This is a genomic window from Streptomyces sp. SudanB52_2052 (assembly GCF_964272415.1).
GTDB classification, from domain to species: Bacteria; Actinomycetota; Actinomycetes; order Streptomycetales; family Streptomycetaceae; genus Streptomyces; species Streptomyces olindensis.
Genome location: NZ_OZ186796.1, coordinates 4,901,638 through 4,917,531 on the forward strand (window position 1 = coordinate 4,901,638; position 15,894 = coordinate 4,917,531).

The 15,894-nt window shown below is 69.9% G+C and carries 16 protein-coding genes; 6 read left to right on the forward strand and 10 right to left on the reverse strand.

Annotated elements, in window-relative coordinates; translation table 11 throughout:
* The first annotated feature begins 186 nt into the window (after nt 1-186).
* On the forward strand, nt 187-1,188 hold the full coding sequence (locus ACSUPV_RS21725; RefSeq protein WP_031112995.1) for a bifunctional lytic transglycosylase/C40 family peptidase: 1,002 nt from the start codon (nt 187-189) through the stop codon (nt 1,186-1,188).
* A 245-nt stretch (nt 1,189-1,433) separates the two neighbouring features.
* Nucleotides 1,434-2,141, forward strand: coding sequence for a phosphatase PAP2 family protein (locus ACSUPV_RS21730; RefSeq protein WP_031112994.1), 708 nt, complete (start codon nt 1,434-1,436; stop codon nt 2,139-2,141).
* A 14-nt stretch (nt 2,142-2,155) separates the two neighbouring features.
* Here ACSUPV_RS21730 and ACSUPV_RS21735 read toward each other — a convergent pair whose 3' ends face one another.
* Together ACSUPV_RS21735 and ACSUPV_RS21740 are read right to left on the reverse strand one after the other, a co-directional pair.
* A complete protein-coding gene (locus ACSUPV_RS21735; protein WP_436948246.1) occupies nt 2,156-3,700 on the reverse strand; it encodes an FAD-binding oxidoreductase in 1,545 nt (514 codons plus the stop codon).
* Nucleotides 3,701-3,772: 72 nt separating this feature from the next.
* The gene (locus ACSUPV_RS21740) at nt 3,773-3,946 is read right to left on the reverse strand and encodes a hypothetical protein (protein ID WP_436948248.1); all 174 of its coding nucleotides are present in this window, start codon (nt 3,944-3,946) and stop codon (nt 3,773-3,775) included.
* Nucleotides 3,947-4,084: 138 nt separating this feature from the next.
* Here ACSUPV_RS21740 and ACSUPV_RS21745 point away from each other — a divergent pair, with 138 nt between their 5' ends.
* Both ACSUPV_RS21745 and ACSUPV_RS21750 read left to right on the forward strand, forming a co-directional pair.
* Nucleotides 4,085-4,936 carry a hypothetical protein gene (locus ACSUPV_RS21745; protein ID WP_031112992.1) on the forward strand — a complete coding sequence of 284 codons (852 nt, stop codon included), beginning with the start codon at nt 4,085-4,087 and terminating at the stop codon, nt 4,934-4,936.
* A gap of 91 nt (nt 4,937-5,027) precedes the next feature.
* Nucleotides 5,028-5,195: a hypothetical protein gene (locus tag ACSUPV_RS21750; RefSeq protein WP_359789755.1), complete on the forward strand. Its 168-nt coding sequence runs from the start codon at nt 5,028-5,030 to the stop codon at nt 5,193-5,195.
* Nucleotides 5,196-5,208: 13 nt separating this feature from the next.
* On the opposite strand, the gene ACSUPV_RS21755 is transcribed toward ACSUPV_RS21750, so the two are convergent.
* Complete coding sequence (locus tag ACSUPV_RS21755) at nt 5,209-5,598, reverse strand: metal-sensitive transcriptional regulator (RefSeq protein ID WP_031112991.1); 390 nt, start codon at nt 5,596-5,598, stop codon at nt 5,209-5,211.
* A 246-nt stretch (nt 5,599-5,844) separates the two neighbouring features.
* Here ACSUPV_RS21755 and ACSUPV_RS21760 point away from each other — a divergent pair, with 246 nt between their 5' ends.
* Nucleotides 5,845-6,465: a DUF47 domain-containing protein gene (locus ACSUPV_RS21760; RefSeq protein WP_010036288.1), complete on the forward strand. Its 621-nt coding sequence runs from the start codon at nt 5,845-5,847 to the stop codon at nt 6,463-6,465.
* Between the two features lie 7 nt (nt 6,466-6,472).
* The gene (locus ACSUPV_RS21765) at nt 6,473-7,471 is read left to right on the forward strand and encodes an inorganic phosphate transporter (RefSeq protein WP_031112990.1); all 999 of its coding nucleotides are present in this window, start codon (nt 6,473-6,475) and stop codon (nt 7,469-7,471) included.
* A 114-nt stretch (nt 7,472-7,585) separates the two neighbouring features.
* Here the strand turns inward: ACSUPV_RS21765 and pstB are convergent, their stop codons facing one another.
* The 7 genes from pstB to ACSUPV_RS21800 form a co-directional block, all read right to left on the reverse strand.
* Complete coding sequence (gene pstB, locus ACSUPV_RS21770) at nt 7,586-8,362, reverse strand: phosphate ABC transporter ATP-binding protein PstB (RefSeq protein ID WP_436948251.1); 777 nt, start codon at nt 8,360-8,362, stop codon at nt 7,586-7,588.
* 72 nt (nt 8,363-8,434) lie between these two features.
* Nucleotides 8,435-9,499, reverse strand: coding sequence for a phosphate ABC transporter permease PstA (gene pstA / locus ACSUPV_RS21775; RefSeq protein WP_037759307.1), 1,065 nt, complete (start codon nt 9,497-9,499; stop codon nt 8,435-8,437).
* The gene (gene pstC, locus ACSUPV_RS21780; RefSeq protein ID WP_031112985.1) at nt 9,496-10,500 is read right to left on the reverse strand and encodes a phosphate ABC transporter permease subunit PstC; all 1,005 of its coding nucleotides are present in this window, start codon (nt 10,498-10,500) and stop codon (nt 9,496-9,498) included. Before pstC ends, pstA begins: the two co-directional genes overlap by 4 nt.
* A 127-nt stretch (nt 10,501-10,627) precedes the next feature.
* Nucleotides 10,628-11,749, reverse strand: coding sequence for a phosphate ABC transporter substrate-binding protein PstS (gene pstS, locus ACSUPV_RS21785; protein WP_031112983.1), 1,122 nt, complete (start codon nt 11,747-11,749; stop codon nt 10,628-10,630).
* 251 nt (nt 11,750-12,000) lie between these two features.
* Complete coding sequence (locus ACSUPV_RS21790) at nt 12,001-12,435, reverse strand: NUDIX hydrolase (protein WP_436948254.1); 435 nt, start codon at nt 12,433-12,435, stop codon at nt 12,001-12,003.
* Entirely contained in the window at nt 12,432-13,514 is a 1,083-nt protein-coding gene (locus ACSUPV_RS21795; RefSeq protein WP_436948255.1) for a CHAD domain-containing protein, read from the reverse strand. Before ACSUPV_RS21795 ends, ACSUPV_RS21790 begins: the two co-directional genes overlap by 4 nt.
* Complete coding sequence (locus ACSUPV_RS21800; RefSeq protein WP_382617953.1) at nt 13,495-15,861, reverse strand: RNA degradosome polyphosphate kinase; 2,367 nt, start codon at nt 15,859-15,861, stop codon at nt 13,495-13,497. Before ACSUPV_RS21800 ends, ACSUPV_RS21795 begins: the two co-directional genes overlap by 20 nt.
* Nucleotides 15,862-15,894 lie beyond the last annotated feature (33 nt).

Genomic DNA, 15,894 nt, shown 5'->3' on the forward strand with positions numbered 1-15,894 from the left:
GCGCCGCCCGCTCCGGTCGTGCCACCGCCGTGCCGTCCGCTCCGGTCGTGCCCCCGTCGTGCCGCCCGTGCCGTGGCCCGTTCCTCCTTCCGTCCCCGACTTCCTCTCCGTGATCATTCCGGAGCCCGGTGGCCGCCTCTACACTGACCAGGCGACGGACTCCCGGTCGGTGAGGGGCGGTTGACAGTGCGTAAGGCGTGGATCGTGGCGAGCGTTGCGATCAGCTCCGCCCTGGCCTTCGTGATGCTGCTCGTCGTCGGGGTCTACGTCGTCGCCGGGAACCTGGTCAACGGCGTGGGCGGCGGGGCGAAAACGCTGGCCAAGGGGTCGGTGCCCGCCGCGTACGCGGCTCTTGTGCAGAAATGGGGCAATCTCTGCCCCGCCATCAGCCCGGCCCTGCTGGCCGCCCAGCTCTACCAGGAGAGCGGCTTCAACCCGAAGGCACAGAGCCACGCCGCCGCGCAGGGCATAGCGCAGTTCATCCCCGGCACCTGGGCCTCCCACGGCATCGACGGCGACGGCGACGGCGACCGGGATGTGTGGGACCCGAAGGACGCGATCCCCTCGGCCGCCTCCTACGACTGCGAACTCGCGTCGTACGTGAAGAAGGTCGGCGGGAATCTGACCGAAAACATGCTGGCCGCGTACAACGCGGGGGCGTACGCGGTGATCAAGTACGGGGGCGTGCCGCCGTACAACGAGACGCAGAACTACGTGAAGAGGATCACCACCCTCTCGAAGAGCTTCGCGGCGCCCGTCGGGCGGGTCGACCCCTCCGAGCAGGCCGCCGGCGCGATCGAGTACGCGCAGAAGAAGCTCGGCACGCTCTACCTCTGGGGCGGCACCGGTACCCCTGAGCAGGGCGGACGCTTCGACTGCTCGGGTCTGACCCAGGCCGCGTACAAGAGCGTGGGCATCACGCTCCCGCGCGTCGCCAACGACCAGTACAACGCCGGACCACACCCCTCCCGGGACGAACTGCTGCCGGGCGACCTCGTGTTCTTCTCGGACGACCTCACCAATTCGCGTGCCATCCGGCATGTCGGCATTTATGTCGGAGGTGGGTACATGATCGACGCGCCGCGGACGGGCGCGGTCATCCGGTTCGACCCGATCGACACCCCCGACTACTTCGGAGCCACCCGAGTCACCGAAGATGGCGCGAAAGCACTGCCCACGACGGTGTGAACCGAGTGTGAACCCACCCCCTGAGCTGCGAAGACGTGTCTCTCTTCGATAACGTCTGCGTGATCATTCGGTGGAGTGTGGAACGTATCAACGGGGACCATGCGTTCCTGGTGACGTAGCCGAGCAGACGTCACTGGGCACGTGTCACGCACGTGTGCAGCGGAAGCGGATCTACAACCACGGGGGTGGCAGGAACGGCGCACGCACAGGTGCGCCGGGAGAGACGACGAAGGGGCCGCAGCACCATGGCTGGACTCGCCGAATCCGGGTCGAACCCCGACGTCGACCTGCTCTACGACATCAATGGCCTGGCCAAGGACGCGCCGGCGTGGTTCGACCGCGTCATGGAGTACGTCGGTGAGTACGGGCTGCTGCTCGCCATCGTCCTGCTCGTCGTGTGGTGCTGGTGGTCGGTGCGGCGGCGCGGGGACGAGGACGCCGCGTCCACCGTCGCGGCCCTGATCTGGGCGCCGCTGGCGGCGGGCATCGCCGTGCTGGTGAACGTGCCGATACGGGGATTCGTGGAGCGGCCCCGGCCGTTCCTCGACCACCAGGGGCTCGAGGTGCTCGTCAAGGGCAAGACCGACTACTCCTTCGTCAGCGACCACGCGACGATCGTCATGGCGCTGGCGGTCGGCCTGTTCGTCGCCAACCGCAGGTTCGGGCTGATCGGGCTCGTGCTGGCGCTGTTCGGCGGTTTCATCCGCGTCTACATGGGCGTGCACTACCCGACGGACGTCGTGGGCGGGTTCGCGCTGGGAACGGCCGTGGCCCTGCTGCTGTCGCCGCCGGCCATGGCCCTGCTGACGCCGGTGACGACGGCGATCGAGCGGTCGCCGCGCGCGGGGTGGCTGATCCGGGCCCGGGGAAGAGGACCGGTGGACCAGGACACGGTGATCCCCGGGGCGCGCAGTGAGCAGTCCGGGGCGTCCGAGCGGGACCTCGCCGCGTAACGCTTCGGGCGGCCTCAGAGGGCTTGCGGGTAGGTGAAGAAGCGCGTCGGGTCGTACTGGTTCTTCAGCTTGGCCAGGCGGGTCGCCGCGTCGCCGTAGTACGCCTTGCGCCAGTCGGTCAGCGTGGGGTCCGTGTAGTTCTGGTAGGCCGCGCCCGAGGCGTGGGGCCGCATCGACCTGTGGGCGGCGGCCAGCCAGTCGCGGGCCGTGGCGCCGCTCGTGCCCGGGCGCCAGGAGGCGATGTACTGGGCCAGCATGCGGGAGCGGCGGTGCACGAACGCCGTGGAGGTCGGCGGGACGCGGTTGACCGCTCCGCCGAGGGCGGTGAGCGCGATGCTGCCCGTGCCGCCGCGGACCGCGCCGATCTGGGCCAGCAGGGCGCGGATTCCGGCCGTGGACAGGGAGCGGTCGAAGAAGTCCGACGCCGCGGCGTAGGTCTCGCGGCCCAGCGCGCCCTTCGGGGAGCGGCCGGGGGTCGAGCCGGGCAGGTGGCACTGCGCGTCCGTCGGGAACGAGGAGCAGCCGGCGTACACCTCCATCGACTCCTCGTACGAGCGGCGCTTGAGGGAGACGCTGCGGGCCGGGGCGCCGACGCGGTCGGCCAGGCGGTCGACGGCGTTCTTCAGGTCGCCGTAAGTGCCGAGGGAGAAGGCCGCGACCGAGACGGTCGGGGTGCCGCCGGCGGCGCTCGCCAGGTGCAGGGACGACCAGATCTCGTCGGGCTGTGCGGGGCCCCACTCCTGCCAGGCCTTCACCACCGCGGCCCCCTTCGACCAGGGCCAGGACAGGTAGGCCGAGACGCCCTGCGGGGCCGGGTGGGTCTTGAAGTGCAGTTCCGTGACGACGCCGAAGTTGCCGTTGCCGGCGCCGCGCAGGGCCCAGAAGAGGTCCTTGTGGTCGCGGGCGTTCGCGGTGAGCTGCTTGCCGTCGGCGGTGATCAGGGTGGCCTGGGTGAGACTGTCGCAGGTCAGGCCGTAGGCCCGGGAGACCACGCCGTGTCCGCCGCCGAGGGTGAGGCCGGAGACGCCGACGGTGGGGCAGGAGCCGGCGGGGATCGTGACGCCCTTCGCGGCCAGGGCGCGGTAGACGTCGATGAGTTTGGCACCGGCGCCGATCACCGCGGTGGTACCGGAGGCGCGGACGCGGTTGAGCTTGGAGACGTCGATGATCAGGCGGCCGTTGCCGGAGGACCAGCCGGCGTAGGAGTGGCCGCCGTTGCGGATCGCCACGCGCAGGGCGTGGCCGCGGGCGTAGGACAGGGCCGTGCGGATGTCGTCCGGGTGGGCCACGTAGGCGACGGCGGCGGGCTTCAGGGTGTCGAAGCGGGTGTTGTACAGCTGCCGGGCCGTCGCCCAACTGCTGTCGCCGGGGCGGACGAGGGGCCCGTCGAGATCGCGGGCGAGGGCGGACCAGTCGGCGGCCGCGCCGCGTGTGCGCGTGGTCGTGGCGGCGGCCGTGGCCGTGGAGTGGGTGTCCGACGCCGTGCAGGCGGTGGTGAGGGGGGCGGCGGCCGCGGCGATGCCCGCCGTGCCGACCGCGAGGAATGTACGCCGTTCCATGGGGCCTCCCGGTGGTTCCGTCGGGGGAGACGGGGTGGTGGGGTCCGGGGTTCCACGCGATGCGAACACACCTTAGGCGAGCCCCTCGTGCTGCTCCGCGTCCGAGCGGGCCTGGCTTCGGGCCCGTCTCGCCGGGCCGCGCCAGCCGCAGGTGCAGCGGGCCATGCAGAAGTGGCCCATCTCTGTTGTCGTCGTGCGGTGTTCCGGGAGGTTGGGGGGAGGTTCCAGCCCGTCCTGCTGCGCCACGGCGACCACGTTACCCAGCGCAGGTAAAGGCTTCGTATGGCGGTGGCGGCGCGCCGGCGTGACGAGGGCACATACCCGTCGTTAACCGGAACAACACGGGGGCCCGTGACGGACGTACCGGCTGGGGGTAGGCAGGCGATGACTGGGCGGCAGCGGGAACGGCGGCACAGGCGGACGGGTGCGGCACTCGCCGCGGCCGGGGCCGTGGCCGGTGCGGTACTGGGAGCGGGCGGGTGCTCCGGAGGAGACGCGGTCGCCGGGGACTCCCGCGGCGGGGACGCGGTCCTCGTGCTGCGCCGGGCCGCCGACCGGCTGGTGGACGCGGGGAGTTCGAAGGCCCGTACGTCGATGGAGATGGCCGCCGGTGGGACCCGGGTGACCATCCGGGGAGCGGGGGTCTACGACTACCGCAAGCGGCTCGGGCAGCTGAAGGTGCTGCTGCCGCAGGATCCCGCGGGGGCCGCCGAGCGCCGGCCCATCACCGAACTGCTCGCGCCGGGTGCCCTGTTCATGAAGAACCGGGGCGCCGGTGTGCCCCCGGACAAGTGGGTGCGGGTGGACACGCGGACCCTGTCCGACGGGAACCTCGTCACCGGCGGGGCCACCGACCCGTACGCCGCTGCCGAGGTGCTGCGCGGCACGAGGTCGGCGACGTACCTGGGTCGCACCGAGGTCGCGGGCACCGGGGTGCGGCACTACCGGGGCACGGCCGACCTCGGCGACGCCGCCCGGCGCGCCTCCGACGGCAACGCGGAGTCCCTGGGCGCGGCGGCGAAAGGGTTCGCCACGGCCGAAGTGCCGTTCGACGCCTACCTCGACGACGAGGGGCGCATCCGCAAGGTCCGCCACCGGTTCAGCTTCCTGAACGGGCAGCAGAAGAGCCCCGTCGCCGTCGCCTCGACCACCCTGCTCTACGATTTCGGGGCCTCGGTGCGCGTGCGGCTGCCGGACGACGGCGACATCTACGCGGGCAAGATCGCCGAGGAGTGACCGGCGCGAACTAGCCCGTCCGTGCCATGCGCGGTGTGTAGGCCGCTCCCTACTCTAGGAAGTCGGTAACGGCAGAGATGAGGTGATGCACGTGGCTCCGGTCGGCGGTACGGCAGTTCAGGACCACGTGGCCCTCGCCGAGATCGAGCTGTGCGGAGAGCTGATCATCGCGGCCTCGGCCGCCCAGGAGCGGCTCAGCCTGGAGAGCATCGACGAGGTGCTGAAAGTGGCCGAGGAACGGGCCACCTCCGGAAGCTGAACCGGGGCCGTGCTCACGTCCGCAGCATGCGGGCGATCGCCTGGGTCGCCTCCTTCACCTTCGCGTCGATCTCGTCACCACCCTTGAGGGCCGCGTCGGCGACGCAGTGGCGCAAATGCTCCTCCAGCAGCTGCAGGGCGAAGGACTGCAGGGCCTTGGTGGAGGCGGAGACCTGCGTGAGTATGTCGATGCAGTAGACGTCCTCGTCGACCATGCGTTGCAGGCCGCGGATCTGGCCCTCGATGCGGCGCAGGCGTTTGAGGTGTTCGTCCTTCTGCTTGTGGTACCCGTGCACGCCGTGGTCGTGATCGGTCACGACGTCCGCAGCGGTGGTGACTTCCGTGACGTTCGCGACATCCGTGCCGTCGGAGGGCGCTCCCGCGCCGGCCTTGGTGGTCGTCATCGCGTCCTCCTGGGCAGTGAGCCGACATATACCCCTAGTAGGTATATGGTACCGAACTTTACTGGGTATACGCCCCTTGGCCGATGCCGTACACAGGCGTACGGAACGGCTGGATCCTGCCCCTGGACCGCCCCCGTGCTCATCACTGTGCCTGATGGGCGACACTGGTGGGCGGCCCGATAGCCGTGGCCGGATGATGCGCCTAGCATCAGCCTGACCGAAACCGAAGCACCCCGAGGACCCCACGTGCGCTTTCGTCTGACCCCCAGGGAGACGAGCTTCTACGACATGTTCGCCGCCTCCGCGGACAACATCGTCACGGGCTCGAAACTCCTGATGGAACTGCTCGGGGCGGACGCTTCCGCCCGGGCCGAGATCGCAGAGCGTATGCGGGCAGCGGAACACGCAGGTGACGACGCCACGCACGCGATCTTCCACCAGCTGAACTCCTCGTTCATCACGCCGTTCGACCGCGAGGACATCTACTCCCTCGCGTCGTCCCTCGACGACATCATGGACTTCATGGAGGAGGCCGTCGACCTGGTCGTCCTCTACAACGTCGAGGAACTGCCCAAGGGCGTCGACCAGCAGATCGAGGTCCTGGCGCGCGCTGCCGAACTGACGGCCGAAGCGATGCCGCACCTGCGCACCATGGAGAACCTCACCGAGTACTGGATCGAGGTCAACCGGCTGGAGAACCAGGCCGACCAGATCCACCGCAAGCTGCTGGCGCACCTCTTCAACGGCAAGTACGACGCCATCGAGGTCCTGAAGCTCAAGCAGATCGTGGACGTGCTGGAGGAAGCGGCGGACGCGTTCGAGCACGTGGCGAACACGGTGGAGACCATCGCCGTCAAGGAGTCCTGAGCCCTTCATGGACACCTTCGCTCTGGTCGTGACCATCGGGGTCGCGCTCTTCTTCACGTACACCAACGGCTTCCACGACTCGGCGAACGCCATCGCCACGTCCGTGTCGACGCGGGCGCTGACGCCGAAGGCCGCGCTGGCGATGGCCGCGGTGATGAACCTCGCCGGTGCCTTCATGGGGTCCGGGGTCGCCAAGACCGTCAGTGAGGGGCTGATCCAGACGCCCGTCGGGTCGAAGGGGATGGGGATCCTCTTCGCCGCGCTGGTGGGCGCGATCGTCTGGAACCTCATCACCTGGTACTTCGGGCTGCCCTCGTCCTCCTCGCACGCGCTGTTCGGCGGCATGGTGGGGGCGGCGCTGGCCGGCGGCACGACGGTCTACTGGCACGGAGTGCTGGAGAAGGTCGTCATCCCCATGTTCATCTCCCCGGTGGTCGGTCTGCTGGCCGGTTACCTGGTGATGACCGCCATCATGTGGATGTTCCGGAAGGCCAACCCGCACAAGGCCAAGCGCGGGTTCCGCATAGCCCAGACCGTCTCGGCGGCCGGCATGGCGCTGGGGCACGGTCTGCAGGACGCGCAGAAGACCATGGGCATCGTCGTGATGGCGCTCGTCATCGCGGATGTCGAGGACTACGGCGACCCGATCCCGGTGTGGGTGAAGGTCGCCTGTGCGGTGATGCTGTCGCTGGGGACGTACGCCGGCGGCTGGCGGATCATGCGGACGCTGGGGCGGAAGATCATCGAGCTGGACCCGCCGCAGGGGTTCGCGGCCGAGACGACGGGGGCGTCGATCATGTTCGCCACCGCGTTCCTGTTCAAGGCGCCCATCTCCACGACCCACGTCATCACGTCGGCGATCATGGGCGTGGGGGCCACCAAGCGTGTGAACGCCGTGCGGTGGGGCGTCGCCAAGAACATCATCCTGGGGTGGTTCATCACGATGCCGGCCGCCGCGCTGGTGGCCGCCGCCTCGTTCGGGATCGTGAACCTGGCGTTCCTGTAGGCGTCCGGAGTACACGAACAGGCCCGCCCCCGGGAGCCAGGGGCGGGCCCTTTTTCGGCCTCGCGGTGGCACCGCCATGCAGCACCGCGAGGAGTCTCGGCGGAGTCGGACCGATCAGCCGAAGCGGCCGGAGATGTAGTCCTCCGTGGCCTGGACCGACGGGTTGGAGAAGATGCGCTCCGTGTCGTCGATCTCGATGAGCTTGCCGGGCTGGCCGACCGCCGCGAGGTTGAAGAACGCCGTGCGGTCGGAGACCCGCGCCGCCTGCTGCATGTTGTGCGTCACGATGACGATCGTGAAGCGCTCCTTCAGCTCGCCGATCAGGTCCTCGATCGCCAGGGTGGAGATCGGGTCCAGGGCCGAGCAGGGCTCGTCCATGAGCAGGACGTTCGGCTCCACCGCGATCGCCCGCGCGATGCACAGACGCTGCTGCTGACCACCCGACAGACCCGAGCCGGGCTTGTTGAGGCGGTCCTTGACCTCGTTCCAGAGGTTCGCGCCCTTGAGCGACTTCTCCACGACGTCGTCCAGCTCGGACTTCTTGTACGAACCGTTGAGCCTCAGGCCCGCCGCGACGTTGTCGTACACCGACATGGTGGGGAAGGGGTTCGGCCGCTGGAAGACCATGCCGACCTCGCGCCGCACGGCCACCGGGTCGATACCGGCGCCGTAGAGGTTCTCGTCATCGAGCAGGACCTTGCCCTCGACGCGGCCGCCCGGCGTGACCTCGTGCATCCGGTTCAGGGTGCGCAGGAAGGTGGACTTGCCGCAGCCGGACGGGCCGATGAAGGCGGTCACGGACCGGGGCTGGATGGTCATCGAGATGTCCTCGACGGCCAGGAAGGAACCGTAGTAGGCGTTGAGGCCGCTGATATCAATGCGCTTGGCCATGTGAATCACTGCTTCTTTCGGGGGTTCGGGTCGCTGATCGGCCACACGCGGCGGTAGCCGCACATTTACGGGCTAGCGGCCCGTCTTCGGGGCCTTCCAGCGGGCGATGCCCCGGGCCACCAGGTTGAGGATCATGATGAAGGCGATGAGCACCAGAGCCGCCGCCCAGGCGCGGTCGTACGCCGGGCCCTGACCGCCACTGTTCGCGAACTGCAGGTAGATGTACACCGGCAGGGACGCCTGCGGATCCTTGAACGGGTTGGCGTTGATGAAGTTCGTCACCCACACCACCAGCAGCAGCGGAGCGGTCTCACCGGTGATACGGGCGATCGCGAGCATCACACCGGTGGTGATACCGCCGATGGAGGTCGGCAGAACCACCTTCAGAATGGTGCGCCACTTGGGCACGCCCAGCGCCAGCGAGGCCTCGCGCAGCTCGTTCGGGACGAGCTTGAGCATCTCCTCGGTGGAGCGGACGACGACCGGCAGCATCAGGATGGACAGGGCCATCGAGCCGGCGAAGCCGGAGTAGCCCATGCCCAGGATGATGATCCACAGGCTCAGGATGAACAGACCCGCGACGATCGACGGGATACCCGTCATGACGTCGACGAAGAAGGTGATGGCCTTGGCGAGCTTGCCGCGGCCGTACTCGACCAGGTAGATGGCGGTCAGCACACCGATCGGCACGGAGATCACGGTGGCGATGCCGACCTGCTCCAGGGTGCCGAGGATGGCGTGGTAGATGCCGCCGCCGGGCTCGGTGTCGGCGATCACGCCCATCGAGTGGCTGAGGAAGTAGCCGTCGAGGACCTTGACGCCGCGCTTGACCGTCGCGTAGATGAGCGAGGCCAGCGGGATGACGGCGAGCAGGAAAGCGACCCAGATCAGGCTGGTGGCCACACGGTCCTTGGCCTGGCGGCGTCCCTCGACGCGCGCGGAGATGCCGTACGACCCGAGGACGAACAGCAACGCGGCGATCAGCGCCCACTGGATGTTGCTGCCCAGCCCGGCGGCCGTGCTGATGCCGAGGCCGAGGGCGATGGAGCCCGCGGCGACCGCCCAGGAGAACCACTTGGGCAGCGTGGCGCCCTTGAGGCTGCTCGGGCGCTTGGCGGAGAGAGTTGCGTTGCTCATGCGTTGGCCCCCGAGAACTCCTTGCGCCGCTCGATGATGAGTCGGGCGGTGCCATTGACCAGCAGTGTGATGACGAAGAGCACCAGACCGGAGGCGATCAGCGCGTCACGGCCGTTCTCGGTGGCCTCGTTGAACTTGCTGGCGATGTTCTGGGCGAAGGTGCCGCCGCCCGGGTCGAGCAGGCTGGCGTTGATGTCCATGATCGGCGACAGGACCATGGCGACCGCCATCGTCTCGCCGAGCGCGCGGCCGAGGCCGAGCATCGAGGCGGAGATGATGCCGGAGCGGCCGTAGGGGAGGACGGACATGCGGATGACCTCCCAGCGCGTGGCGCCGAGGGCCAGGGCCGCCTCCTCGTGCATCTGCGGGACCTGGCGGAAGATCTCACGGCTCACGTTCGTGATGATCGGCAGGATCATGATCGCGAGCAGGATGCCGACGGTGAACAGGGAGCGGGGCGCGCCGCCGTTCCACTCGAAGATGCCGGTCCAGCCGAGGTACTGGTCCAGCCAGCCGTACAGGCCGTCCAGGTTCGGCACGAGGACGAGGGCGCCCCACAGGCCGTAGACGATGGACGGTACGGCGGCGAGCAGGTCGATCACGTACGCGATGGGGCCGCCGAGCTTGCGCGGGGCGTAGTGCGTGATGAACAGGGCGATGCCGATGGAGATGGGCACCGCGATGGCCAGCGCGATGATCGACGACACGACCGTGCCGAAGGCCAGGACGGCGATGCCGAAGACCGGCGGGTCGCCGGTCGGGTTCCACTCGAAGGTGGTGAAGAAGTTCGCCTCGTCCTTGCTGATCGCGTTGACGGCGCGCAGGGTCAGGAAGACGGCGATGGCCGCCATGACGACCAGCAGGAAGATGCCGGACCCGCGGGAGAGGGCGAGGAAGACGCGGTCCCCGGGGCGGGTGGCGCCGCGCGCGGCGCGCTTCTGCTCGGTCTGGGACGGCTGTGGTGTGGGCGGAGCGGGCTTGTTCTCTGTCGATATATCCATTGAGGTCTCCGGTCTGCGAGCCACCGTCCTGGGCGGCTCATGACGGAGCCGCCCTTGGTCGGGAGGCTCCTTGCGGCGGTGCACCGGATCGTGCGGCCCGCTTCGGTGGGAGCGGGCCGCACTCAGGTCAGCTCAGGCCCTTGATGGTCTCGCGGACCTCAGTGATGATCTCGTCGGGCATCGGGGCGTAGTCGGCGTCGGTCAGCACGCCCTGGCCTTCCTCGGACGCCATGTAGCCGAGGAAGGACTTGACGGCCGGCAGGGTCTCCGCCTTGTTGCCCTTGTCGCAGACGATCTCGTACGTGACCAGCGTGATCGGGTAGGCGCCCTCGGCCTTGGTCGCGTAGTCCAGCTCCAGCGCCATGTCCTTGCCGGTGCCGACGCGCTTGGCGGCGGCGATGGCCTTGGTGGCGTTGTCGAGGGTGGCCTCGACCGGCGTGCCGGAGCCCGTGTCGAGCTTGACCGTCTTCATGCCGCCCTTGGCGTACGACAGCTCGAAGTACGAGATCGCACCCGCGGTCTGCGTCACCTGCTGCGCCAGGCCGGAGGAGCCCGACGCGGACTGGCCGCCCTTGGCCTCCCAGGACTTGCCCGGCTCGTACTTCCAGTCGTTCGGGGCCGCGGCGGCCAGGTACTTGGTGAAGTTGTCCGTGGTGCCGGACTCGTCCGAACGGTGGAACGCCTGGATCTTGAGGTTGGGAAGCTTCGCGTCGGGGTTCAGCTTCTTGATGGCCTCGTCGTTCCAGTTGGTGATCTTGCTGTCGAAGATCTTGGCGAGGGTGGCGGAGTCCAGGACGAGGCTGTCGACGCCCGGGACGTTGTAGCCGACGGCGATCGGGCCGCCGACCATCGGCAGGTCGATGGCCTGGCCGCCCTTGCAGACCTTCTTGGAGTCGGCGACCTCCTTGGAGTCCAGCGCGGAGTCCGAGCCGGCGAACGCGGTCTGGCCCTGGAGGAACGCGGTGATGCCCGCACCCGAGCCGGTCGGGTTGTAGTTCACCTGCACGCTCTTGCATGCCGCGGTGTACTGCTTGACCCAGGCGTCGACCGCGTTCTTCTGCGCGGAGGAGCCGGAGGCCTGGAGCTGGCCGCTGGCGTCGCCGCAGTCGATGTTGCCGGCCGCCGCGGTCTGGGTGCCGCCGCCGTTGCCGCCGGTGTCGTCGGAGCCGCACGCCGTGAGGGCCAGGGCGCCGGAGACGGCGAGAGCACCGAGAGCGAGGGCCCGCCGGTTCTTGCGCTGAAGCTTCACTTGAGTTCCTTCCAGGAGCCGCCGTCCTGAATTCGGCGGCGTGCGAAAGTCTGGGTGTCGCGGACGCGGACTCGCACCACCGCAGGCACGGCTCGCGTCGGTAAGGCCGAAATTAGGCAGATCAGGTGAAGCCGCCGATGGCCGCAAATGAACGGGGGGTGAACCCCTGCCTAAGGCCTGGTTAGGTCACGGAATGCTTACGGGGAGAGCACGTACGCGTTCCGCTTCCGGGGCGGACCGACGAGATCCGGTCAGCCGGCCGTGCGCGGCAGGTGCAGTACGGCGAGCAGCGCGTCGACCAGGGGGCGGTCGTAAGGCTGGGTGAGGCGGGCGCGGGCCGCCGCCGGGGCCAGCCACAGGATCCGGTCCACCTCGTCCGTCGGGGAAAAAGCGCAGCTCACCGCCTCGGCTGCCCAGTAGCGCACCTGCTTGGGGCGGCCGTTCGCCCGATAGCGCAGGGTGGGCAGCTCGGCGCCCGGCACGGCCCGGCAGCCGGTCTCCTCCGCGACCTCGCGCAGGGCGCCGGCGAGCGCGTCCTCGCCGCGCTTCAGCTTGCCCTTCGGCCAGGACCAGTCGTCGTATTTCGGCCGGTGGACGAGGCACAGTTCCAGCCCGCCGGTGACGGGGGAACGGCGCCACAGGACGCAGCCGGCCGCCTGCACGGTGCGGTCCTCGGGGGAGCTCACCGGGTGCTCACCGCCTCCTTCTGCCAGGCCTGCTGGAACGCGAACCGGGCCGCCTCCACCTCGTGCCGCTGGTCGGCGTGGAGCACGCCGAGGGCGTACGCCGTGGCCGGGGCGATGCGGGGGGTGCGGGCCGCCTGGGCCGCCGCCGCCGCTGCCTCCGAGGCGTCGCGGTGCCGGTTCAGGGCCTGGCCCGCGGAGAGCAGGCGCAGGTCGACGACGGTGTTGCCCTGGGGGCCGCAGGCGGCCTCGCGGGCGTAGCGGTGCAGGCGCAGCAGCAGGCGGACCTGGTGCCAGGGGGCGTCCTGCGGGTGCGGGACCGTGTCCGGGGACAGGCCGTGGACGAGCGCCGCGGCGTTGTACGGGCTGCCCGCGGTGATGAGCGGCAGGGCGGCCACGGCGTCCCTGAGGCGTTCCTCCGCCGCCCTGGCGTGGGGGCGGAGGTCGGCGGCGGCGGCCGTCGCGGTGAGGGGGACCTCGCTGGCCAGGACCGCGACCTTGTCCGCGATGGCGTGGAAGCGGCTGCTGCCCAGGGCTTGCAGGGCTGTGGAGTGGGCTCGGGTGCGGGCGAGGGTGAGCTGGCGGTCGAGCAGGGCGCCTGCTTTGGCCGCTCCCACGGTGAGGTTGCCGCGTTCCTGTGTCGCCGTCTGGCCGGCCGGGGCGCCGGCGCGATGGCCCGCGGCCGGCTCGGTCGCCTGTGCGGGGAACGCCGTCGACCCCGACAGGCGGTGCAGGGCCGACAGCAGGCGCTCCAGGCGGGCCGTGTACGCGTGTTCCATGGCCAGGGTGCCCGAGACCCAGGCCAGTTCCGGGCGCATGCCCTCGCACCAGTCCGTGTCCAGCAGGGGCTGGAACGTGTGCAGGCTGGCGCTGATGCGGCGGGCCGAGCGGCGCAGGGCGCGGGCCGCCTCGGCGGATCCCTCCGAGCCGTTCGCCCCCGACCCCGTCTCCCGGTGCAGGCGCAGCGCTCGGAGGAACTCCGTGGCCTGCGCCCGCAGGTAACCGGCGAGGACGTCACCGGTGGGGGCGGGACCGGCGGACCCGAGCTGGGGATCCGTCGGGTCAAGGTGTTGCTGTGCCACGCCGGCGCCTCCGGGCGTCTATGAGCATCTCCTGGACGTTGCGCAGGGGCTGGCCGTCCGCGTCGGTCGCATGCCGGGTCCAGTCGCCGTCCGGGCCGAGGTGCCAGGAGGCGGTGGCGTCGGACATGCCGGTCTCCAGCAGCCGGTTCAGGGCCGCCCGGTGGGCCGGGTCGGTGACCCGGACCAGGGCTTCTATCCGGCGGTCGAGGTTGCGGTGCATCATGTCGGCGCTGCCGATCCACACCTCGGGCTCGCCGCCGTTGCCGAAGGCGAAGACCCGGGAGTGCTCCAGGAACCGGCCGAGGATCGAGCGGACCCGGATGTTCTCCGACAGGCCCGCGACGCCCGGGCGCACCGCGCAGATGCCGCGCACCCAGATGTCCACCGGCACGCCCGCCTGGGCGGCCCGGTAGCAGGCGTCGATGACGGCCTCGTCGACCATCGAGTTGACCTTGATGCGGACGTACGCGGGCCGTCCCGCGCGGTGGTGCTGGGTCTCCTTGGTGATCCGCGAGACCAGGCCGTCGCGCAGTGACTTGGGGGCCACGAGCAGGCGGCGGTAGGTCTCCCGGCGCGAGTAGCCGGAGAGGCGGTTGAACAGGTCCGAGAGGTCCGCGCCGACCTGCGGGTCGGCCGTGAGCAGGCCGAGGTCCTCGTAGAGGCGGGCCGTCTTCGGGTGGTAGTTGCCGGTGCCGACGTGGCTGTAGCGGCGCAGCGTCTCGCCCTCCTGGCGGACCACCAGCGACAGCTTGCAGTGGGTCTTCAGCCCGACCAGGCCGTAGACGACGTGGCAGCCGGCCTCCTCCAGCTTGCGGGCCCACTTGATGTTGGCGTGCTCGTCGAAGCGGGCCTTGATCTCGACAAGGACCAGGACCTGCTTGCCGGACTCGGCGGCCTCGATGAGCGCGTCGACTATCGGGGAGTCGCCGGAGGTGCGGTACAGGGTCTGCTTGATCGCGAGGACGTCCGGGTCGCCGGCCGCCTGCTCCAGGAAGGCCTGGACGGAGGTGGAGAACGAGTCGTACGGGTGGTGCAGCAGCACGTCCCGTTCGCGCAGCGCGGCGAAGATGTCCGGCGCGGACGCCGACTCGACCTCGGCGAGGTCGCGGTGGGTGCCGGCGACGAACTTGCGGTACTTCAGCTCCGGGCGGTCCAGGGAGGCGATGCGGAACAGGCCCGTGAGGTCCAGCGGGCCGGGCAGCGGGTACACCTCGGCCTCGCTGATCTTCAGCTCGCGCACGAGGAGGTCCAGGACCTCGCGGTCGATGGACTCCTCGACCTCCAGGCGCACCGGCGGCCCGAAGCGGCGCCGCATGAGCTCCTTCTCCAGGGCCTGGAGCAGGTTCTCCGCGTCGTCCTCCTCGACCTCCAGGTCCTCGTTCCTCGTCAGGCGGAAGGCGTGGTGCTCCAGCACCTCCATGCCCGGGAACAGCTCCTCCAGGTGGGCGGCGATGACGTCCTCGATGGGGACGTAGCGGCCCGGGGAGCTCTCCAGGAACCGGGACAGCAGCGGCGGCACCTTCACGCGGGCGAAGTGCTTGTGGCCCGTGACCGGGTTGCGCACGACGACGGCCAGGTTCAGGGACAGGCCGGAGATGTACGGGAAGGGATGTGCCGGGTCGACCGCCAGCGGGGTCAGCACGGGGAAGATCTGGTGCCGGAACAGGGTGAACAGGCGGGCCTGCTCCTTCTCCTGGAGCTCGCTCCAGCGGACCAGGTGGATGCCCTCCTCCGCGAGTGCGGGGGCGACGTCCTCGTGGTAGCAGGCGGCGTGCCGGGCCATGAGCTCGCGGGAGCGGGCCCAGATCATCTCCAGCACCTCGCGGGGCTGGAGGCCGGAGGCGGAGCGGGTGGCCACGCCGGTGGCGATGCGGCGCTTCAGACCGGCCACCCGGACCATGAAGAACTCGTCCAGGTTGCTGGCGAAGATCGCCAGGAAGTTCGCCCGCTCCAGCAGCGGCGTGTTCGGGTCCTCGGCGAGTTCGAGCACACGCTCGTTGAACGCGAGCCAGCTGCGCTCCCGGTCGAGGAAGCGGCCCTGGGGCAGCTGCGGCCCGTCGTACGGCGACTCCTCGTACGCGTCGAGGTCGGCGTCGATGTCGGGTTCCAGGTCGGAGACGGCCGCGGCCACCGTGTGCGGGCGGTGGGCTGCGATGGAGCCCACGGAGGGCTGCGCGTGCTGGACCTGTGCCTGGGTGTTCGGCTGGCTCATGGACCCATTCTTCCGCGCCGCGAGCATCACGGGCGCGTCGGAGAGCGCGGGCGGGAGCGGGGGCGTCACATGAGTGTTCCCGTTTCCCTCAGGCCCCTGCTGGGGCGGCGAAGGCTCTGGCACGGCGGGAGTCATTGGCCGAGCGTCGCAAGCTCGTCTGAATCGATG